Origin of the sequence: Streptomyces sp. NBC_01235 (assembly GCF_035989285.1) — a bacterium.
Classification (GTDB): domain Bacteria; phylum Actinomycetota; class Actinomycetes; order Streptomycetales; family Streptomycetaceae; genus Streptomyces.
The window spans coordinates 2,310,309-2,331,759 of record NZ_CP108513.1; the positions used below are offsets into that span (position 1 = coordinate 2,310,309).

The window sequence follows — 21,451 nt, forward strand, 5'->3', positions numbered from 1 at the left end:
GAAGCGCGACTGTGCGGTTCGTGACCTATGCCGACGACGACGGTGATCGGGTCGGCGTCCTCCACCACGACCAGGTCCATCCCCTGGGCCGCGGCGTCACGATGCTCGGCCTCCTGCGCGACGGCACCCTGCGGGCGGCCGGGGAGCAGGCCCTGGCGGCGCCTGCCGCGCCCCGGGCGGTCGGCGACCTTCGGCTGCGCGCGCCGATCCCCGATCCTCCCGCTGTGCGGGACTTCATGACCTTCGAACGGCACGTCGAAGGTGTCTCCAGACTCGGCGGACCCGACGCGACCGTCCCCGAGCGCTGGTACGAGGCACCCGCGTTCTACTTCACCAACCCCTACGCGATCCTCGGCCCCGCCGACGACGTCCCCGTACCGCCCGGCTGCCGGATGTTCGACCTGGAGCTGGAGGTCGCCGCCGTCATCGGCCGCACCGGTCGCGACATCCACCCCGGCGACGCCGACGCCTACGTCGCCGGCTACACCATCCTCGTCGACTGGTCGGCCCGCGACGTCCAGTTCGCCGAGATGCAGGTCCGGCTCGGCCCCACCAAGGGCAAGGACACCGCCACCACCCTCGGACCGGTCCTGGTCACCCCCGACAAGCTGCAACCCTGGCGCACCGACACCGCCTTCGACCTGGCGATGACCGTCGACGTCAACGGCGAACGGCTGGGACAGGACCGCTGGTCGTCCATGGCGTTCTCCTACGCCGACATGATCGCCTACGCCTCCCGTGGCACCGAGATCCGCCCCGGCGACGTCCTCGGCTCCGGCACCTGCGGCGGCGGCTGCCTCGCCGAACTGTGGGGTCGCGAAGGCCTGGACGCCCACCGCCCCCTGCAACCCGGCGACGTCGTCACCGTCACCGTCGAACAACTCTTCACCCTGACCACCCGCGTCGTCCCAGGAGCCGAGCCGATTCCCATCCCACCCGCACGACGGGGCCGGTAGGCCCAGTCCGTCCGGAACGGCGACCCCCGTGGGGTCGCCCTCGCCCGCCTGGCCGAACAAACGGTCACCACGCCCCCGAACACCCGTCGGCGGCCATCCTGCCGGTCCGGCAGACGTCGTAGCCGTGAAGCCCGAAACCAGTACACGTCCAGCATTGCGAGGAGAGTCCTGTGAACGAGTTCGTCATCGTCGGTGCGAAGGTGTTCGACGGCGAGAAGAACCTGGGCCAGGTCGACGTGCACGTCGCCGACGGCGTCATCGTCTCGGTGAGCGGGCCGCGTGTCACCGGGGTGGAAGTCGTCGACGCCACCGGCGCAACCCTGCTGCCGGGCCTGATCGACGCACACACCCACACAGACGCCGCGATGCTGCGCCAGGCGCTGACCTTCGGCGTCACCACCGAACTCGACATGGGCTCGGTCCCCGCCACCATGATTCCGCTGCGCGCCGAGGTCGAGGCCGACCGGACTTTCGCGGACGTGCGGAGCGCCTCTTTTTCGCTCACCCACCTCGACGGCCACCCTCATCAGTTCCGGAAGGGCCTGGGCGATCCGGTCTGGCCGACAGCGACCACCGTGGCGGAAGCGGCCGGGTTCGTCGAGGATCGGATCAGCGAGGGCGCCGACTACATCAAGCTGATAGCCGAGAGTGGTGAGGCGTTCGACTTCCAGTTGCCGCACGTACCACTGGAGATTCACGCCGCCGTGATCGCCGAGGCGCACGCTCGCGGGAAGATGGTGATGGCCCACGCCATGACGCTGCACGAGACCGAGCAGATGGTCGACGCCGGCGTCGACGGCCTCGCCCATCTGTTCGCCGACACGGCCCACACCCCGGAGATCGTCGACCGCATCGCAAGCGCGAACGTGTTCGTGGTGCCGACGCTGACTCCCCTTGCCTCCATCGTCGGGTTGTCGCACAGCACGGACCTGGCGCAAGATCCCCGCGTTGCGGGAAAACTTGCGCCGGAATTGCGGGCGCACCTCTCCGACACGTTCGGCGGCTTGCCCGCCTCGCACTTCGACATGGCACTGGCCACGATCGCAGCCCTGCGCCAGGCCGGGGTCGACGTGATCGCAGGCACCGACGCCGCGGCTCTGGCCGTGCGCGGCGTGACCCACGGAGCAAGTCTGCACGGCGAGCTGCAACTGCTCGTACAGGCCGGTTTCAGCCCCACCGAAGCCCTGCGCTCGGCGACTTCACTGACAGCACGACGCTTCGGCCTCCACGATCGGGGCCGCGTCGAGCAAGGCCTGCGGGCAGATCTCGTCCTGGTCGACGGTGATCCCACCACGACCATCAACGACAGCCTGTCGATTCGCGAGGTCTGGCGACAGGGCACCCGCCTCTCGTCCGCATCCACGCTCGGCTCCCGGTGAACCCGCCAGGAGCGACAAGGGCGCAGGGCCCTGGCGTCTGCCCTGGTCGTCAGGTTTGATCAGGTGATGCCGTAGAGAGTGAGGACGTGTGGGCGTTCGGTGTGGGCTCGGCGTCCGGCGGCGGTGTTGACGTATCCGGCGAGCTTGAGAGCGCTGCGGATCTCAGCCCGGTCCGTGCGACCGACTCCGACAGGTCCTGTACCCGAAGAACACCCCTTCCCTGATGCTGGAACTCGCTCAAGAATCAGGGAAGTCGGCCGTCCAGCTCAGTGGCTGTTCGGCGGCGCGACGGTGGGGCGGGGTGGCGTGGGCATGTTGCCGCCGATGAAGAAGCTGGGGTGCGGGGGCTGGTTGTAGGCAGTGTTCTGCCAGGCCAGGGCCGTGCGGTACTGGGTGTCGTGGAGGAGGGTCGTGATCCGCGTATTGGTCTGGTACGGCGTGGAGTAGATCCGCAGGGCCGTGTTGTTGGACGTCGGCCAGATGACCTCCTCGCGCCAGTCGCCGAGGATGTCGCCGGACAAGGACGGCGTCGACTTGGTGCCGTTGTTGGAGTGGACCCCGGAGCCGGTGAGCAGGCGGGTGTCGCCGGAGGTGCCGTACTTGTCGATGTGGGTACCGTCGAGGAGTTCGCGCGTGGTGTCGCCGTCCCACCACGCCAGGAAGTTGCTCGACCCGGGCTTACGGCTGGCGACCACCGCGCCCTTGGGGTTGCGGACGCCACTCACGAGCGACGACCACGACTCGGCGCCCGCGCTGCCGGACCAGATGTCACCGGACACGCCCCGGCCGTTGTCACCGCCGGCCGGGGTGGACCAGAGGATCTGGCCGGTCCTCGCGTCCGCCATCCAGGAGGACGGCTTGGAGCTGTCCTCGTCGACCTTGAACTCCTCCAGACCCGGCCGGGACGGGTCGAGGTCGCCCACGTGCATCGCGTCCCCGTGGCCGTTCCGCGTCGTCCACAGGCCGTTGCCGTTGTCGTCGACGGCCATCGCGCCGTAGACGACCTCGTCCTTGCCGTCCCCGTCCACGTCCGCGACCGACAACTGGTGGTTGCCCTGGCCGGCGTAGCCGCTGTTGGCGTTGGAGTCGAAGGTCCACCGGCGGGTGAACTGCCCGTTCCGCCAGTCCCAGGCCGCGATCACCGCGCGGGTGTAATAGCCACGAGCCATGATCAGCGAAGGTCGGGAACCGTCCAGGTAGGCCGTGCCCGCCAGGAACCGGTCCACGCGGTTGCCGTAGGAGTCCCCCCAGGACGACACCGTGCCCCGGGCTGGGACGTAGTCGACGGACTGCATCGCCTTGCCCGTCTGCCCGTTGAACATCGTCAGGTACTCGGGGCCGGACAGCACGTAGCCCGAGGAGTTGCGGTGATCGGCCGAGGAACTGCCTGTGACCGCGCCGGTTCCGTCCTTCGTTCCGTCGGCGGTCTTCATGGCGACCTCGGCCTTGCCGTCGCCGTCGTAGTCGTACACCTGGAACTGCGTGTAGTGCGCGCCGGAGCGGATGTTGCGGCCCAGGTCGATCCGCCACAGGCGAGTGCCGTCGAGCTTGACGCCGTCGACGATCGTGTTGCCCGTGTAGCCGGACTGGGAGTTGTCCTTGGCGTTCGTCGGCTGCCACTTCAGAACGATGTCCAGGGCACCGTCGCCGTCGAGGTCGCCGACGGAGGCATCGTTGGCCTCGTAGGTGTACGGCGAGTTGCCCGGTGAAGTGCCCCCGGGCGGCGGAGAGATCGGCACGTCCTTGTACCCGGTGCGGAACTGGAGCGCGTGTTCGGACGGCGCCTGCTCGATGCCGTTCACCACCGCGCGCACCGTGTAGTCGGCCGAGTCCGGGGCGCCGGCGTCCACGTAGTTCGTCGAGGTGGTCAGGGGCGAGGAGTTGAGTCTGGTGCCGCCACGGTAGACGTTGAAGGCCACGTCGTTCGGGTCAGTGGCCAGCCACCGCCACGAGACCAGGTTCCCGCTGCCGGTGTGGACGCTGGTCAGGCCCCGATCGAGGCGTTCCACCTGCCGCGCGGTCGCGGCGTGCGCGGTCTGTGGCAGTCCGGTGAGTGCGGCGAGGGACAGTGCGGTGGCGGCCGTCAAGCCGCCGAACAGCCGTTTGCTCGACCGGCGTTGGTATCGCCATGGAGGCGATGCGGTGCGCGGATGCCGGTGCGGGTCGGCCACGATGACCTCCGATGTGTGGGGGTGGTGCGAAGATCGCGGAGACAGCGCTCCGACCACAGCGTGGGAACGCTCCCATTCGCTGCGAGGGTAGAAATTCGCTGATAGCCCGTCAAGCATGCTGTTGGCTTTTCCTGTTCGAGCGTGTTCGAGCGCGAGCCGACGAGATGCCCGTGCGCAGCCTCGTCCCCGTCGCTACCTTCCTCCTGAAAGAGCACTTGAACTGGTATGACTCCCGTCGTTTCAGACAGCTCACACAGCCGAGGCACGGCGAGCACCCGCCCACAGGATCGCACTGCTTCTTCCATGGATTGGTGAGCAACGGTTGACAGCTTCGTGCCCGATCGAGAAGCTGCGTGATGCACCTCCGGTTCGTTGTGATGCGATTGCGCACTTCCGTCGCAACAGCTCTGTGATCGTTCACAGGTCCGATCTGGAGGAGCGGCCCTGGCATGCCAAGGCCGCCCTCTTCGACATGTGCCACTCGTCAGCACTCCTGCCTTGGATGTCGCCGCACCGAGGGAGGCAGCATCGGCCGGATCGCACGCGGCTACACCAACTCCTGCGGCTTGAGCGTCAGTTGTCCCCCTCACTCGCCTTGCCTCCGAGAGTCCCTTTCTCGCTGACCCGCTCTCCGCCGACCGCGACGTCTCACCCACGGCCGACGGAAGGAAAGGACCGACCATGTCCCCGCAACCCCCCACACCAGTTGCCGGGCGCCTCAGCCGGCGAACCCTGCTCAGGGCCACCACCGCGACCGCCGGGGCGATCGCCACCGCCGTCGCGTTCGCCGAACTCGACACGCCTGCCGAGGCCGCGGCGAGCTTCGTCAAGGGCGTCGACATCAGCTGGGCACCTCAGATGGAGGCGCGCGGCTATTCCTGGAAGAACGCCGGCGGGCAGACCCAGGACCTGCCGACGATCCTCAAGGGGTACGGCATCACCGCCGTACGCCTGCGCACCTTCGTCAACCCGTCCAACGACCCGGCCAACGGGCACTGCAGCATCAATGAGGTGGCCGCCTTCGCCAAGCGGGTCAAGGCCGCCGGGATGTCGATCATGCTCGACTACATGTTCGGCGACACCTGGAACTCCGTCGGCGTGCAGAACCCGCCCGCGGCCTGGCGGAGCATGAGCTACAGCCAGATGCGTACCGCGATGGGCACGTACGTGAACCAGACCATGACGGTCATGAGGAACAACGACGTGCTGCCCACCTGGGTGCAGATCGGCAACGAGATCAACAGCGGGATCTGCCGCCCGGTCGGCAGCGTCTCCAACGGGGCGCAGATGACGGGGCTGCTCAATGCCGCATACGACCAGGTCAAGGCGGTGTCACCGAACTCGACCGTGTGTATCCACCTGGCCCAGCCGCAGAAGTACGACGCGATGACGACGTTCTTCAGCCGCTTCGCGGCAAGCGGCGGCAAGTGGGACATGTCGGTGTTCTCGTCCTACGGCAGCGCCGACCTCGCGGCCGGGATCGTGACGAACATGAAGAAGATCTCCGACGCCTACGGCAAACCGTTCCTGCAGAGCGAGTTCGGCGGTCGGGTGGACCGCGCCTCCTCCACCCAGGCCTCGCTGGTCGCCTACATCAAGGCCCTCAAAGCCAACGGCGGGCAGGGCATCTTCTACTGGGAGCCGGAGTGCATGTCCCCGTTCACGGGCTACAACATGGGCGCCTGGGACTCCTCCAGCAAGCGGCCTACCGCCGTCATGAACGGCTTCACCCAGGCCTGAGCAACGGGCCATGGACCTCAACCCGGGCAACTCTCCGGCCAAGGACTGGGATTGGTGATTGTAATGAGCATGACATTACGCCTCGAAGGGCACGGGGTCAGGCTGGGAGCAGTGGGTCTGCTGACCCTTGCGACGTTGGTCGGCACCGGTGCGGCGCATGCGGATGCCGCCACGCGGGCACTGCCGGCCGGTTGTTCCGGCACCGCGCCGATCAAGTGTCACTACGCGGTCTCACCCGGCAACTACGACGTGACGGTCTCCATCGGTGGTGCCCCTGCCGCCGAGACCGACATGTGGGTGGAGGCCCGGCGCCTGACGCTTCCGGCGACGAAGACGGCGGCCGGTGCCGCCGCCACGTACTCCTTCACGGTCAACGTGCGACAGCCGGAGGGGCAGCCCACCGGCCAGGGCGGCACCGGAAACCCCGGTCTGGACATCCGGTTCTCGGGGACCAACCCGCAGGTCTCGGCCGTCTCGGTGAAACCGGCGACCCAGCCGCTGGTCGCCTACCTGGCCGGCGACTCGACCGTGTGCGACCAGCCCGTGGCCCCGTACACGGGCTGGGGCCAGATGATCACGCCGGCGGTGGGCCCCGGAGCGTCCGTCGCCAACTACGCAGACTCGGGGGAGAGTTCGGGCAGCTTCCTGAGGAACTCGGCGCTCTTCCCGGCGCTGCTGCCGAAGGTCAAGGCAAACGACGCGGTGTTCATCCAGTTCGGGCACAACGACAAGCAGACCAGCGCGTCGGCCTTCCGGAGCAATCTCACCTCCATGATCACGCAGGTCCGTGCGAAGGGCGGTGTCCCCGTCCTGGTGACGCCGCCGGTCCGCCGGCTGTTCGACGGCAACCGGCTCACGTCAACGGCCCTGCACGTCAACGGCGTCGGCGTGAACCTGCCCGCCGAGATGCGCTCGGTCGGGACGGCCCAGAGCGTTCCGGTGATCGATCTGACCGCCAAGAGCAAGGCGCTCGTCGAGTCCCTCGGCCCGTCTGCCTCCGCGCAGCTCTTCCTGCGCTCCTCCGTCGACGGTGTCACGGACAACACCCACTTCTCGCAGTACGGGGCGAGCCAGATGGGCGGGCTGGTGCTCCAGAGCATCCGCGAGCAGCGCCTGCCCCTGGCCGCGTACCTGCGCTGACCGAACGCCCGGCGCCAGTCCCAAGGAGGGACCCGTTGAGGAACTTACGGATTCTCATCACGACCGCGCTGATGATCGCCTTGTCGAGCGTCGGTGTCAGCGCCGCATCCGCGGCGGACCCCGTCGCCACGAACTGCACCAGCGCCTCCCATGCCCAGGCCCAGGCGGCCCCGGCCCCAGCCGCACGGACGGTCGCCGCACCGGTCACCGTGTGGCTGGCCGGCGACTCCACCATGGCCAACCCGAGTTCCGGCCGTTGTCCGGTCGGCTGGGGCAGCCAGTTCGACGCTCTGTTCAACAGTGACGTGACCGTCAAGAACCAGGCCGTGGGCGGCCGGAGCATCCAGACCTGGCTGTACGAGGGGAACGTGAGCAGCACCAAGGGCTCGGACGGTGAGTGCCGCCTCACGTCCACCACGTACTCGTCCCGCTGGCAGGCGATGCTGAACTCGACCACCGGAATGAAGGCCGGTGACTACCTGTTCATCCAGTTCGGCATCAACGACTCCTCCTCGACCTGCCCCCGGCACGTCGGCCCGGCCCGGTACCAACAGCTGATGACCATGATGGCGCAGGCCGCCCTGGCCCGGGGCGCACACCCGGTGCTGCTCACCCCGGTGGCCGCCATCACCTGCTCCGGCGGCACGGCGACCAAGAACCGCGGCTTCGTCAACGAGACCTTCGCCGCCGGATCCGCCACCAGGGCGCCCGTCATCGACCTGCAGACGCTCAGTGTCTCGCTCTACAACAGTCTGCACTTCTGCCCGAACAACGGCGACTACTCAGGCAGCGGTCCCCTGGGCACCTTCTTCTGCAACGACCACACCCACTTCGACACCTACGGCGCCCAGCGCGTCGCAGGGCTCGTCGCCGGAGACGTGCGCCGCCAGAACCTCCCGCTCGCCGCGTATCTCAAGTAGCACGCGGCGGTGGGCGCGAACCGAGGCCGGTCGGTTCACGGGTGGCCTCAACGACGGCGGTGCCGCAGACCGAGGACGCAGTCGTCCCTACCCGACGGTGGCGTGCGGAAGCGGCTTGGCTCCGACCGGGCCGCGGCGTGCGACGAAGGCGGAGGCGGAGGGTACGACCGGCGAAGCGGCCTCCTCCTCGGCACGCCCACCCGCACAACCTGTGTCCACTGATCGTGATGACCGACACGGGCAAGGTGACACTGCAGGTGGCCTTGCAGCAGCTGAACGGCGTCTACACCAACGACAAGTCGATGGTGTAGACGCCGGAGCGCTCATGTCGGTGATCCCGCTGATCGGGATCTTCCTGCTCGGCTCGCGCCACTTCATCGCCAACCTGGCCGCCGGCGCCATGAAGTTCTGAAGCAGCACGCGCGTGGTCCCACTTTCGAAAAGCAGCTCTCGCACCTGCGCTGAGTTCTTCTGGCAGGCACGAGTCCTGCGGCCGCACGGGAAATCACCTGACTCGGGAGATGACGCTGTGAGAACCGCGAAGTTCGGCACCCCTGCCCTCCTGCTCTCGGTGGTCACCGCGAGTTCCATCGCCATGATCCCCGGCCCGGAGTCCGCGAGCGCCGCGGCGGCCGGAAACACCTACTACGTCGCCCCGAACGGGAACGACGGAGCGGCAGGTACGCAGGCCGCTCCGTGGGCATCGATCGCCCGTGCACAGGCCGTCGCCACGGCGGGCGACACCGTCTACTTCCGGGGCGGCACCTACGCCTACACCCGCGCGAACAGCGCCTGTTCGAGCCAGACCGCCAAGGTCGACGCGATCACCCTGAACAAGAGCGGCAGCTCGGGCAACCCGATCCGGTACTGGGCCCAGCCGGGCGAGAAACCGGTCTTCGACTTCTCGCGGATGACGGACAACTGCCGCATCAAGGGCTTCGACGTCACCGGCAGCTGGATCCACCTCAAAGGACTGGAAGTCAAGGGCGTGCCCCAGAACAACAACCGCAACGCCGAGTCCTGGGGGATCTGGGTTTCCGGCAGCAACGACGTCTTCGAGCAGATCAACACCCACCACCACATGGGTACCGGCCTGTTCATCAGCGGCGGGGGCGGCAACCTCGTCCTCAACTCGGACGCGCATGACAACTACGACCTGCGCAGCAACGACGGGCCCGGCGAGAACGCCGACGGGTTCGGTTCGCACTACACGCCGGCCGGCCGCCCCGCGAACGTGTTCCGGGGTTGCCGTGCGTGGTGGAACGCCGATGACGGGTTCGACCTCATCTCCACCTACTCGCCCGTGATCATCGAGAACTCGTGGGTCTGGCGCAACGGGTACGTGCCGGGGACGACGACGCCCTCCGGCAACGGAGCCGGCTTCAAGTCGGGCGGCTACGGGGGCGACTACGAGGCCAACGCGCCCAAGCACACCGTTCGCTCCTCGGTGGCGTTCCTCAACAGGGCGGCCGGTTTCTACGCCAACCACCACCCGGTGGCCAACGACTTCTTCAACAACACCGGCTACGGAAACCACCCCAACTTCAACATGCTGGGAATCGACTCGCGCGGCGCCGCCGTCGGCCGGGGCACCCTGCGCAACAACATCGCCTACACCGGAACGGCGACATCCAACATGAGCGGCACGAGCGCCGCGTACAACACCTGGAACCTCGGCGTCCCCCTGTCGGACTCCCAGTTCCGGAGTGTGTCGACGTCCGGCTGGGACGCGCCCCGCCAGACCGACGGGAGTCTGCCCGTGCTGCCCCACCTGCGTCTCGCGGCGAACAGTGCCCTGATCGACAAGGGCACCGACGTGGGACTGCCCTTTGACGGAAGTGCGCCGGATCTCGGCGCCTTTGAGAATGACGGAAGGTGATCCTCTTGAGGCAAAGATCGCGTCTCGTCTCGAAGTACTGGAAGTTAGCCGCCGCCACTGTGTTGTCCGTGGCGTTGGCGGCGCCGCTGTCGGCGAGCACCGCCGCGGCGGAGACACCCGCAACGCAGAGACAGGCGACGGACCTCCAGGACCACGGGGCGGCGGCTGGACCGGTGGTGGATCGCGGCCTCGAGTACCTGGTGTCCGACTACCAGACGCGCACTCCGACGAAATACACGGCTGACTCCTGGAAGCCCTTCGCCAAGGCGTTGACCGCCGCGGCCGAGGTCGCCGACGACTCCTCGGCCACCACGTCGGATGTCACCGACGCGAAGACGGCACTGATGACCGCCGCCGCCGATCTGCAGGCCGCCGACGAGGGCACGTTCCAGACCATCACGAACAACACCTTCTGGAACGACACCAGCGGCAACCCCATCTATTCGCAGGGCGGCGGGGTCTTCAAGTTCGGCGACACCTACTACTGGTACGGCGTGCACTACACCGGCGCCGAGCTCTACCGGGCCAATCCGACGAAGAAGTACGACGGCAACGTCAGCTTCGTCTCGGTCCCCGTGTACTCCTCGAAGGACCTGGTGAACTGGAAGTTCGAGAACAACGTCGCGACGCGCTCGACCAAGATCAACAACGGGGCCACCCTCGGTCAGGCGGGATGGGTCGGGCGGCTCGGGGTCTCGTACAACGAGAACACCGGAAAGTACGTGCTCGCGACCCAGGCCTACGTCGGAGGCAGCCACGGTGTCCTGCTGCTGCAGGGCGACTCACCCATCGACACCTTCGACTACGGCTACTTCCAGACCCAGATCACCAACTCGCCGACGACCGGCACGGGGGACCAGACCGTCTTCACCGACGAGGATGGCAAGGACTACCTGATCTTCTCCAACCGCGAAGGACGGTCGCGCGGCTTCGTGGCCAAGTTCCGGGAGTCCGACTCGCTGCGGATCGAGCCGGCCGTGCAGATCCGCAGCGGTGCCGGTCGCGAGGGCAACGCGATGTTCAAGCTCGACGGCAGGTACTACCACGCGGCGTCGGACCTGCACGGCTGGAACACCTCTGTCAACTACGTCAATGAGTCGACCAGCAGCAACGTCCAGGGCTCGTACAGCAGCGAGTACGTCCTTGCCGGCACTGAGATGGACTACAGCCACGTGACCCAGACCGGGTTCTTCGTGACGGTCAAGGGCACCAAGCAGAACACGGTGCTCTACGCCGGCGACCGCTGGGCGGACTTCGCCTGGAACGGCATCGGGTACAACCAATGGGTGCCGATCACCAAGACCGGCGCACGGCCGCAGTTCCACTCGGTGAGCCAGTGGCAGTTCAACGCCACGACCGGGGAGTGGCGCGTCGGGCCGGCGAACAACTACATCCTCAACCCCGACATCCAGGCCGACCGCGTCATCGTCTCCAGCGTGCGGGGATGGCGGAACCTCGGCGGTTCGGTGACCAACGTCAACGGTGGTGTGAACGGGTCTCGCTTCGCCCTCCAGATGAGCAACAGCGGCGGCGTCGAGCAGCGGATCGAGTCGGTGCCCGCAGGCACCTACACCCTGTCCCTGCACGCTCGGGGTAGTGCCGGGCAGGTCGTGATCACCGGCGCCAACGGCAGCCAACGCACCCTCGGCATCCCGTCGTCGAGCGGCTGGGCCAAGCGCGAGCTCACCGGCATCGAGCTGCCCGGCGGGGCCGCCACCGTCAGCGTGCGGGCGTCGGGTTCGGGCGGCGTAATCGTCGACCAGCTCTCACTCGTCAAGACCTCTGCCAGCACACCAGCACCTCCGGGGCGTTACGAGGCGGAGACCGCTCCGGCTCAGTGCCGGGGCACGATCGACTCCAATCAAGCCGGCTATTCCGGCAGCGGGTTCTGCAACGGCGACCCCGCTGTGGGGGCCTTCGCGGAGTTCACCGTGAACTCCGAGACCGCCCGTACGGCGACGCTGGGGATCCGGTTCGCCAATGGCGCCACCACCGGTGCGAGGTCGGCGAACCTCGTCGTCAACGGAGCCACGGCAGGGGCGCTTTCGTTCGAGTCCACCGGTGCGTGGACGACGTGGACGACCAAGACCGTGACGGTCCCGTTGAACGCCGGCAGCAACTCCATCCGGCTGGATCCGACCACGGCCGCCGGACTGCCCAACGTCGACTGCCTCGATGTCGGCTGACTGACATCCCGTGCTCTGCCGGTCTCTGCGACCGGCAGAGCGTAGGGAACAGCCCGTGCCGCCCGTACGTGACATCGTCAGGAGAAGGACATGCGCAGAACGCGTCTGCCCCGCGCCATCGCGGTCACGGCGACGTTGGTCACCATGGTGTCCGCGAATCTACTCATGGTGCCCGAGTCGGCCCACGCGACCTTCGGAACCGCGGACATCAAGCCGATCGAGAGCAATATCGCTGCCAAGCCCTGGGCCTCGGCGACGGCCGCCTCCGGCTCGTCCAGCGCCCGTCTGGCCTTCGACGGCGACCCGGCGACGTCCTGGCGCCCGGATCGTGCCGGCGCCCGTCAGTGGCTCACCGTCGACCTCGGTGGAACCTACGACAACCTGCGTAAGGTCAAGGTGCTCTTCCCGGACCGTGGCGTGGCCCACCGGTACGTCGTCGAGGCTTCAGCCGACGGCCGCCGGTGGAAGCCCATCGCCGACAGATCCCACAACCGGGCCGTGTCGCGAGGGGAAGTGCACCTGTTCACCCGGCCGGGAACGCGCTTCGTCCGGCTGACGTTCACAGGGGGGCCGGGCCGGGCCCGGGCAGGTGTCAGCGAGCTCCAGGTCTTCAACTACCTGCGCGACGACCTCACCCTCGGCGCCGATCTGTCCTGGATGGACGACGTCCAGGACCAGCAGTACTGGGTCGACCCCCAGGCCGAAGACCGCGGCGCCGGGCCACACCTGCTCGACGTGGCCAAGGACCGTGGCATCGAGTACAGCCGGCTGCGGATATTCAACGAGCCGCGCAGCGAGAGCACCGGTCAACCGACGCCGATACCGCGCCAGGGGCCGGAGCGCTCGCTGGCCTCAGCCAAGTTGATCAAGCAGCGGGGCATGGGCCTGGGGATCGACTTCCACTACGCGGACTCGTGGGCGGACCCGAGCAAGCAACCAAAGCCACGCGCCTGGGCCGAGCTGGAGTTCGCGGACCTCTCCAAGGCCGTGTACGGCTTCACCGCCGACTATCTGAAGCGGTTGATCCGACAGGGCACCACACCAGAGAAGGTGGCCGTCGGCAACGAGATCATCAACGGGTTCATGTACGGCAGCGAGGCGGCCCAGATCGGCACGACGAATCCGCCGTACTTCGTCGACCAGGCCGATATCTACCAGTCCAAGCCCGGCGGTGGCCTGCTGTGGAAGTACTGGCGGTCAACCGACCCGGCGGAGCAACGGCTCTACGACCAGTCGTGGGACCGGTTCACCACCCTGGCCGCGGCCGGGATCAAGGCCGTCCGCGACGCGTCACCGACATCCAAGGTCGAGATACACGTGATCGTCGACAAGGACAAGCTCGCCAAAACCATGGAGTTCTGGCACCAGTTCCTCACCCGGGTGAAGGTGAAGGGGCAGAACCCCGATGTGCTGGCCATCTCGTACTACCCGGAATGGCACGGTACGCCCGAAGCGCTGGATCTCAACCTGAACACCATGGCCACCGCACACCCCGGCTACGAAGTCGACATCGCCGAGACCGCCTACCCCGCCTCCGGCGGCGATGGCTCGCCGTTGCCCAACTCGCCGTACCCACGAACCGTTCAAGGGCAGGCCGACGCGGTCCGCAGGGTGTTCCAGGCCGCCAACGACGTCGTCGACAACCGAGGTTCAGGGGCACTGGTGTGGGAGCCGGCCGGCTATCAGCCCATGTTCCGGGCCGTGCCCGGACTGGCGAACACGTGGGAGCCGCATGCGTCCATCAACGTCTTCAACGCCAGCCGCGCCAAGCACATCCTCCAGGACACCGTCTACACCGGCACCACGGTGGGGGCCGCCCCGAAGCTGCCCTCCTCCATCCGTATGCTCACCACCGCCAGCAACACGATCACCCGTGTCCCCGTCCGCTGGCAGCCGTTGCCACCTGGCGCGACCGACAGGCCGGGTGAGGTGACAGTCACCGGGACGACCCTCACAGGCCCGGTCACGGCGGTCATCGACGTCATGCCTAGCCACGGCGAATACGACATGACCACCTCATAACCTGCTTCACCGAGGCCACACCGCCGAGACCACGACGGCACCGGCGACATCATCACCGCTTCACAGCAGTGCTCCGCTCACTCGGTGGCCGACGGCAACAGCTGCCGAAGCGCCTGGGAGAACCAGGCCCTGGGCGACGGGACGGCCACACTCACCCCGACATCTGGTGCACCCGACCAACCACACGCCGGTCCTGCCGCCCCTCGCGGCTGGCCGGAGCACCCACACCCCCTGTTGCGCCGTGCGCCCCGTCGACCTGTCGGCCTCTGTGTCGACGGGACGCACCCGGCAACGGGACCAACCGAACGCCAAACCCCCCACCCATCCCCGCACCCAAGGAGTCACCATGACCCTGCGACGACGGACATTCCTCAGCATGACCGCGGCCGGAGCGACGGGCGTGGGCCTGTCCCTGCTCGGGGCAGGACAGGCACCAGCCGCCGCCGCGCCACTGGACACCGCGCCGACCACGCCGTTCGCGGTCGGCGTGCGCCGGTACAACTGGACCCGTGGCAGCCGCCCGTGCACCACGTACGTCTACTACCCGGCCACCGGCACCGCCGGCGGCAGTCCGGTGACGGACGCCCCGGTCGCCGCCGGGCTCTTCCCCGTCTACAACTTCACCCACGGCTACGGGAGCAGCCCGCAGAACTCCCTGTTCATCATCCGGGCCCTGGCCTCGGCGGGCTTCATCGTCCCCGCCCCGCACTTCAACCACAACTTCGACGACGTCAACAACGGCAACACGTCCAAGGACGTCTCGCAGATCCTCACCAACACCCTCGCGCTCAACGCGAGCGGACCCCTGGCCGGGCACATCAACACCGGCATCGGCGTCGGCGTCTCGGGCCACTCCCTGGGCGGCATGGTCACCCACGGTCTGCTGACCTCCTGGCCCGACAGCCGGATCAAGTCCGCCAACCCCCAGTCCTGCGTGGACATGGGCAACCCGTCCGGTTCGGTCTCGGCCAAGGTCCTGTTCGTCCACGGCGACCGGGACTCGACCACGTCGTACTCCTCGGCCCGGCAGGCGTACGCGGAGATCACCTGGCCCAAGGCGTTCCTCACCTTCGGCGGCGGCAGCCACACCAGCTTCTGGAGCGACCAGCGCTTCCCCAGGACCGTCGTCGACTGGGCCCGCTGGACCATGTACGGCGACACCGCCGCACGGGACCGCCTCCCGGCCGACGCGTCCGGGTCCAACACCAGGTGGGAAGCCCAGCTGGGCGACTCCCCCGGCGGCCCGGGCCTCTACACCCTGCTGGCCCAGCACAGCGGCAAGGCCGCCGAGATCAACGGGGCCTCCACCGCCGTCGGCGCACAACTCGTCCAGCGGACCACCAACAGTCGCCCCAACCAGCAATTCGAGTTCGTCGACGCCGGCGACGGTCACATCCGTGTCAAGGCACTGCACAGTGGCCTGTTCCTCCAGCCCACGGGCACCGCGACCGGCACGGATATCGTCCAGCAGCCCGACACCAGCGCAACGAGCCAGCAGTGGCGCGTGGTCGACCACGGTAGTGGTGTGATCAGCCTCGTCAACCGGGAGTCCGGCCTGGCGATGGATGTCTGGGAGTACTCCACCGCCGACGGCGCCCGCATCTCCCAGTACACCTACAGCGGCAACCCCAACCAGCGCTTCACCCGCCGCCGCGTCTGACCGGGTCCTGTCGGGGCACCGCTCGGGCAACAGGGCGGGCGGTGCCCCGACATGGCGCCGACAGTCCTTCGCAACTGACCAAGGGGTGCACAGCCGTCAGACTCGACGCCCGAGCGTGCGCAGGGAAAGGTCCGCCAACTGGCCCTGCCGAAGCCTACGGACGTGCCCACGCGTGATCAAGCGAACGGCGAGTCCGAGGAGGGCCTCGTGGATGTCGTCGCGTCCCTCCCATCGAGGTCCGCCGTCAGACCGGCAACACCAAGACGATGATCTTCGCCCCGTCCTTCGTCGTACGGTACCTGAGCCAGTTCCTCGGCGTGATCGTCCAGCTGCGCAACTACAGCCACGACTGCCTCAAGACCGGCCCGGCCCTGTTCGAGGACGTGGTGCGGGGATGGGCTCGTCGCGTCCGCGACCACGGAACGGGCTTCCCGCCCGACCTCTTCGCGGTCCTCCACACCTCAGGCCCTCAGCGCTTCCGTACCCCGCGCCGGGGACCGGGACCGGCTTGGACCTGACGATCGTGGTCGCCAGGCACGCCTTCTGGGCGCCCACCTGACCTTCCCCAATCGTCCGGAGGCGGGTGCGGGGGCGGGCGCGGCGAGCCCTCGCGCCTCAAGCTGCTCACCACGTCTGAATCAGCGGCTTCCGCTCCGCCCACGGGGTGGCACCCCATTCTTCGCCACCGCGTCTGCTGCGATCGCAGTAGGCGCAAGTGTCTGCGAACGGCGAATGACGAGAGGCCGGAGAACTGCGAGCGTGAGAGTGGGCCGTGATCACCGGCCCGGTCGCATGGCATTTTCTGGAAAGGCACGTCGATGTCCCCTCTCGCCCGCTGGTGTCACAGGCACCGGCTCGCCGTCGTCCTGGCCTGGGTGGGCCTGTTGCTCGCCCTGGGGGCCGGGGTCGGCGCCGCCGGCAGCGCCTTCGGCAACAGCCCGACCTCGCAGGACACCGACTCGGCCAAGGCCACGGCCCTGCTGCAGCAGGCCTCCGACAGCGCCGCGGGCAAGAGCGGCCGAGTGGTCTGGCAGGTGGACGGCGGCGAGGTCACCGAGCCCGCCGCCGAGAAGGCGATGACCGGCACGCTCAACGGCATCGCCGACGCACCGGGCGTCGCCGCGGTGACCAGCCCCTACACCCCTGTCGGCAAGGGACAGATCAGCAAGGACGGCGGGACCGCCTACGCGACGGTCGCGTTCGACCAGGACGTCTCGGACGCCCAGATCGACCACGTGAAGGCACTCGCCACCGAACCGGAGACGGGGAGCCTGCATATCGCCCTCAACGGGCAGGCGTTCACCGTCAACCCGGAGCCGAACGCGCTCGCCGACGCCATGGGCATCGTCCTCGCCTTCATCGTGCTGCTCTTCGTCTTCCGGGCTGTCTGGGTGGCGGCGCTCCCCATCATCACGGCCATCATCGGAGTCGGCACCTCCGCGGTCACGGTGATGCTGCTCAGCCACCTCATCACGCTCTCCGACACCACGCTGACCCTCGGCTCACTGATCGGCCTGGGCGTGGGCATCGACTACGCCCTGTTCATCGTCAACCGCCACCGCGCCAACCTGATGTCCGGCATGAGCGTCGCCGAGTCGGTCGCCAAGTCCCTCAACACCTCCGGCCGGGCCGTGGTCTTCGCCGGACTCACCGTCGTCGTCGCGCTGCTCGGCATGCTCACCCTGAACGTCGGCATCATCAACGGCATGGCCATCGGCGCCGCCGTCACCGTGGTGCTGACCGTCCTGGCCGCCATCACCCTGCTGCCGGCGATGCTCGGCCTGATCGGTCCACGCGTCCTCAGCCGCAAGGAGCGCCGCGAGACGGCTGGCGGGACACAGCCGCGTTCCTCGGGCCGCACCGGGGCGTGGGGCCGGTGGGCCGAGCGGGTGCAGGCCAGGCCCAAGACCCTGGGTCTCGTCGCTCTCGCCGTGTTGACGGCGCTCGCGTTCCCGACGCTCTCCCTGCGCCTCGGCGCGTCCGACGACGGCAACCTGCCCACGTCCTCGACGAACCGTCAGGCGTACGACATGATCGCCGACGGCTTCGGCCCCGGCTTCAACGGCCCGCTCGTCCTGGCCGTCCAGGCACCCACCGCCGCCGACAAGGCAGCCGAGGCGAAGCTGGTCACCGCTCTCGGAAAGGTCGACGGTGTCGCCGGTGCCAACGCCGCGCCCATGAAGGACGGGCAGACCGTCGGAGTGGTCTCCGTCGTCCCGACGACCTCTCCGCAGTCCGAAGCCACCTCCGACCTGATCCACCACCTGCGTGACGACGTGATCCCGCAAGCCGAGCAGGGCACGTCGATGAAGGTGTACGTGGGCGGTGTCACCGCGAGCAACGACGACTTCGCGTCGGTCCTGATGGGCAAGCTGCCCTTCTTCGTGCTGGTGATCGCCGCGCTCGGCTTCCTCCTGCTGACCGTCGCCTTCCGCAGCCTGCTCATCCCGGCGGTCGGCGCCGTGCTCAACATCCTCAGCATCGGGGTGGCGTTCGGCGCGATCGTGGTCGTCTTCCAGTACGGCTTCGGTGCCGGACTGCTCGGACTCGGCGCCGGCGGACCGATCGAGTCGTTCGTGCCGATCCTGGTCGTCGGCATCATGTTCGGCCTGTCCATGGACTACCAGGTCTTCCTCGTCAGCCGGATGCGCGAGGAGTGGGCCCACACCGGTGACAGCCACCGCGCGGTCCGGGTCGGGCAGGCCGAGACCGGCAAGGTCATCGCCGTGGCCGCCACCATCATGGTCTGCGTCTTCGGCTCCTTCGTGTTCGGCGGCATGCGGGTGATCTCCGAGTTCGGGGTCAGCCTCGCGGTGGCGGTCGCCGCGGACGCCCTGCTGATCCGCATGATGGTCGTCCCCGCCCTCATGCACCTGTGCGGGAAGGCCAACTGGTGGCTGCCCCGCAGTCTCGACAAGGCACTGCCCAACGTGTCCGTGGAAGGCCCTGCCGACCAGCCGGCGCAGCCGCACGCGGTGCCGGAACGGACGACCGCCGACCTGGCCAACTGACGGTCGGCACGACGGACCGACTTCCCGCGCGCGGGTCGGCGAAAAACGGGATGACCCCGGGGTCCGCCGGCCTGCGCTCCTTAGAGTGAGGGAATGGAACTGCCCATGGTGTGGCGACAGTGGCTGGCTCGTCATGACCGGATCAGAGACGCGCTGCCCGCCGTTCCGCTGATCGTGATCACCGTGGCGGCAACCGCCGTCGGCCCGTCCCACTGGCACGAGCCGCGGTGGGACGAGGTGGTGTGGACGGCGCTGACGTGCGTGCCGCTGGCCTTCCGGAGTCGCCGGCCCCTGGGCGTCGCCCTCTTCACCCTGGCAGGCGACCTCACACTGATGGCCGTCGCCTCGCACATCTCGCCGACACCGGGGGCGAGTCTCGTCGCCCTGTACACCCTCGCCCTCCTCGGCAACCGGCGCACCGCGTGGATCGTCGGTTCCTTGGCGGCCGTGGCGATCACTGGTGTCTACGCCGCGACCCACGCGCAGTCCGTGGTGGGGGGTCCCGGCCTGCTGCGGTTCGACCTCGCGATCGCGGCCACCGCGCTCGGCCGCACCGTCCTCAACCGCCGCCAGAACCTCGCGGCGGCCAGGGAACGCGTGGAACACGCCGAACGCACGCGGGAGGAAGAAGCCCGGCGCCGGGTGACGGAGGAACGCGTGCGCATCGCGCGCGACCTGCACGACGTGGTCACCCACCACATCACCCTGGTCAACGCCCAGGCTGGGGTGGCCCACCACCTCATGCGCGCCAACCCCGAACAGGCCTACGCGGCACTGGCCCACATCAAGGACAACAGCCGCGCCGCGCTCGACGAACTGCGCGCCACCGTCGGTCTGCTGCGTCAGCCCGACGACGCGCCCGGCTCGCGTGCCCCCATCGCGACCCTGGCCGATCTCGACGCCCTGGTCAGCGGGTTCCGGGCGAGCGGCATGCCCGTGTCGGTGGCCCGCACCGGCGATCCGTCGCCAGTGGCACCCGCGACCGAGCTGACCGCCTACCGGATCATCCAGGAAGCGATCACCAACACGCACAAGCACGCCTCCGCGACCCGGGCCGCGGTGGTGCTGGACTACGGGGTGCACTCGCTCCGGATCACCGTCACCGACGACGGGCGGCCAGGCGCGCCCAAGGGCGCGGGAACCGGCCAAGGGCTGATCGGGATGCACGAACGGGCCACCGCCATCGGCGGTACCGTGACCGCTGGGCCGCGGCCCGAGGGGGGCTTCCAGGTCGTCGCCGACCTGCCGCTCTCGCTCGCCCCCGCCACTGTCTGACCCCACGTGAGAAAAGATCACCCATGGCCATTCGCGTCCTGCTCGCCGACGACCAGGCTCTGCTCCGGGGCACGTTCCGGCTCCTCATCGACGCACAGCCGGACATGGAGGTCGTCGGGGAGGCCTCCAACGGGCGGGAGGCGGTACGGCTGGCCCGGTCCGAGCGTGCCGATGTCGTGGTCATGGACATCCGGATGCCCGAGCTGGACGGCATCGAGGCCACCCGGCTGATCGCCCAGGACGAGGACCTGGCCGGAGTCAAGGTCCTCGTGCTGACCACCTTCGAGGAGGACGACCTCGTCGTAGAGGCCCTCCGAGCCGGCGCGAGCGGCTTCCTGGGCAAGGGGGTCGAACCGGCGCAGCTTCTCGACGCCGTCCGGCTCGTGGCCGCCGGCGAGGCGTTGCTCTCCCCCGCAGCCACCAGGGGCCTCATCGCCCGCGTCCTCGCCCAGCCCGCCCCCGGCGACCTCGTCGACCCCCGCAGGCTGGCCACTCTGACTCCCCGGGAACAGGAAGTGCTGACCCTGGTGGGCTCCGGCCTGGCCAACGACGAGATCGCCGAACGCCTCTTCGTCACCCCGGTCACCGTCAAGACCCACGCCAACCGGGCCATGGCCAAGCTCGGCGCCCGCGACCGGGCTCAGCTGGTCGTCATCGCGTACGAGACCGGCTTGGTGCGCGCGGGAGAACGACGGGGCTGAGGTGCGGGCCGGGCATGGCCGACGGCCTGCCCGCACCGCGCGCACGCGGGCCGGTCCGCCGCCAACCACCCGCCCGCCGGCCTCACTTCTGCTGCGCGGCGGCGAGCGCCGCCTCGGCCGCCGCCTGGACGAGGTTGATGGGCTGGAGGGTGATCATCACGTCCGGCGGGGCGTCGGGCGCGGTGATAACGAGGCGGCCGGAGGAGCCGATGTGCAGGTTCATCACCGTGCCGCAGTCGGTCAGCGCCCGCCATACCGGGTCCCAGTAATCGGAGTGGAAGCTCGGGTAGCCGAGCGGGACCGGATTCTCCGGGAAGGTGAGGGCGTGACAGCCCTTCTCGGCCACGCGCCGGATCTCCTGGGCGCACAGCTCGGCGTCCCAGATGGCCGGCAGCGCCATGGGGATGAAGC

15 protein-coding genes are annotated in these 21,451 nt (G+C 68.6%); 13 read left to right on the plus strand and 2 right to left on the minus strand.

Translation table 11 applies throughout. The features are described from left to right. The first annotated feature begins 11 nt into the window (after window positions 1-11). Window positions 12-956 carry a fumarylacetoacetate hydrolase family protein gene (locus OG289_RS09795; RefSeq protein ID WP_327313631.1) on the plus strand — a complete coding sequence of 315 codons (945 nt, stop codon included), beginning with the start codon at window positions 12-14 and terminating at the stop codon, window positions 954-956. 170 nt (window positions 957-1,126) lie between these two features. Further along, window positions 1,127-2,335, plus strand: coding sequence for an amidohydrolase family protein (locus tag OG289_RS09800; protein WP_327313632.1), 1,209 nt, complete (start codon window positions 1,127-1,129; stop codon window positions 2,333-2,335). Between the two features lie 266 nt (window positions 2,336-2,601). Here OG289_RS09800 and OG289_RS09805 read toward each other — a convergent pair whose 3' ends face one another. Then, window positions 2,602-4,506: a rhamnogalacturonan lyase gene (locus tag OG289_RS09805; RefSeq protein ID WP_442818888.1), complete on the minus strand. Its 1,905-nt coding sequence runs from the start codon at window positions 4,504-4,506 to the stop codon at window positions 2,602-2,604. Between the two features lie 681 nt (window positions 4,507-5,187). Here OG289_RS09805 and OG289_RS09810 point away from each other — a divergent pair. The 11 genes from OG289_RS09810 to OG289_RS09860 all read left to right on the plus strand — a co-directional run bounded on the left by OG289_RS09810 (window position 5,188) and on the right by OG289_RS09860 (window position 21,040). Beyond that, on the plus strand, window positions 5,188-6,246 hold the full coding sequence (locus tag OG289_RS09810; protein WP_327313634.1) for a glycosyl hydrolase 53 family protein: 1,059 nt from the start codon (window positions 5,188-5,190) through the stop codon (window positions 6,244-6,246). Window positions 6,247-6,357: 111 nt separating this feature from the next. Then, window positions 6,358-7,386, plus strand: a complete 1,029-nt coding sequence (locus OG289_RS09815) for a rhamnogalacturonan acetylesterase (protein WP_327313635.1) — start codon at window positions 6,358-6,360, stop codon at window positions 7,384-7,386. Window positions 7,387-7,421: 35 nt separating this feature from the next. Continuing rightward, entirely contained in the window at window positions 7,422-8,306 is an 885-nt protein-coding gene (locus OG289_RS09820) for an SGNH/GDSL hydrolase family protein (RefSeq protein ID WP_327313636.1), read from the plus strand. A 529-nt stretch (window positions 8,307-8,835) separates the two neighbouring features. After that, window positions 8,836-10,185: a right-handed parallel beta-helix repeat-containing protein gene (locus OG289_RS09825; RefSeq protein ID WP_327313637.1), complete on the plus strand. Its 1,350-nt coding sequence runs from the start codon at window positions 8,836-8,838 to the stop codon at window positions 10,183-10,185. 173 nt (window positions 10,186-10,358) lie between these two features. Beyond that, on the plus strand, window positions 10,359-12,371 hold the full coding sequence (locus tag OG289_RS09830) for a family 43 glycosylhydrolase (protein WP_442819074.1): 2,013 nt from the start codon (window positions 10,359-10,361) through the stop codon (window positions 12,369-12,371). 90 nt (window positions 12,372-12,461) lie between these two features. Next, window positions 12,462-14,393, plus strand: coding sequence for a glycosyl hydrolase 53 family protein (locus tag OG289_RS09835; RefSeq protein ID WP_327313639.1), 1,932 nt, complete (start codon window positions 12,462-12,464; stop codon window positions 14,391-14,393). A gap of 346 nt (window positions 14,394-14,739) precedes the next feature. Then, window positions 14,740-16,053, plus strand: a complete 1,314-nt coding sequence (locus OG289_RS09840; RefSeq protein WP_327313640.1) for an RICIN domain-containing protein — start codon at window positions 14,740-14,742, stop codon at window positions 16,051-16,053. A gap of 266 nt (window positions 16,054-16,319) precedes the next feature. Beyond that, complete coding sequence (locus OG289_RS09845; RefSeq protein ID WP_327313641.1) at window positions 16,320-16,571, plus strand: hypothetical protein; 252 nt, start codon at window positions 16,320-16,322, stop codon at window positions 16,569-16,571. Between the two features lie 300 nt (window positions 16,572-16,871). Continuing rightward, window positions 16,872-19,064: an MMPL family transporter gene (locus OG289_RS09850; RefSeq protein ID WP_327313642.1), complete on the plus strand. Its 2,193-nt coding sequence runs from the start codon at window positions 16,872-16,874 to the stop codon at window positions 19,062-19,064. A 93-nt stretch (window positions 19,065-19,157) separates the two neighbouring features. After that, on the plus strand, window positions 19,158-20,339 hold the full coding sequence (locus tag OG289_RS09855) for a sensor histidine kinase (RefSeq protein WP_327313643.1): 1,182 nt from the start codon (window positions 19,158-19,160) through the stop codon (window positions 20,337-20,339). A gap of 23 nt (window positions 20,340-20,362) precedes the next feature. Next, the gene (locus OG289_RS09860; RefSeq protein WP_319095507.1) at window positions 20,363-21,040 is read left to right on the plus strand and encodes a response regulator transcription factor; all 678 of its coding nucleotides are present in this window, start codon (window positions 20,363-20,365) and stop codon (window positions 21,038-21,040) included. Between the two features lie 82 nt (window positions 21,041-21,122). On the opposite strand, the gene OG289_RS09865 is transcribed toward OG289_RS09860, so the two are convergent. Then, window positions 21,123-21,440, minus strand: coding sequence for a hypothetical protein (locus tag OG289_RS09865; protein ID WP_327313644.1), 318 nt, complete (start codon window positions 21,438-21,440; stop codon window positions 21,123-21,125). Window positions 21,441-21,451 lie beyond the last annotated feature (11 nt).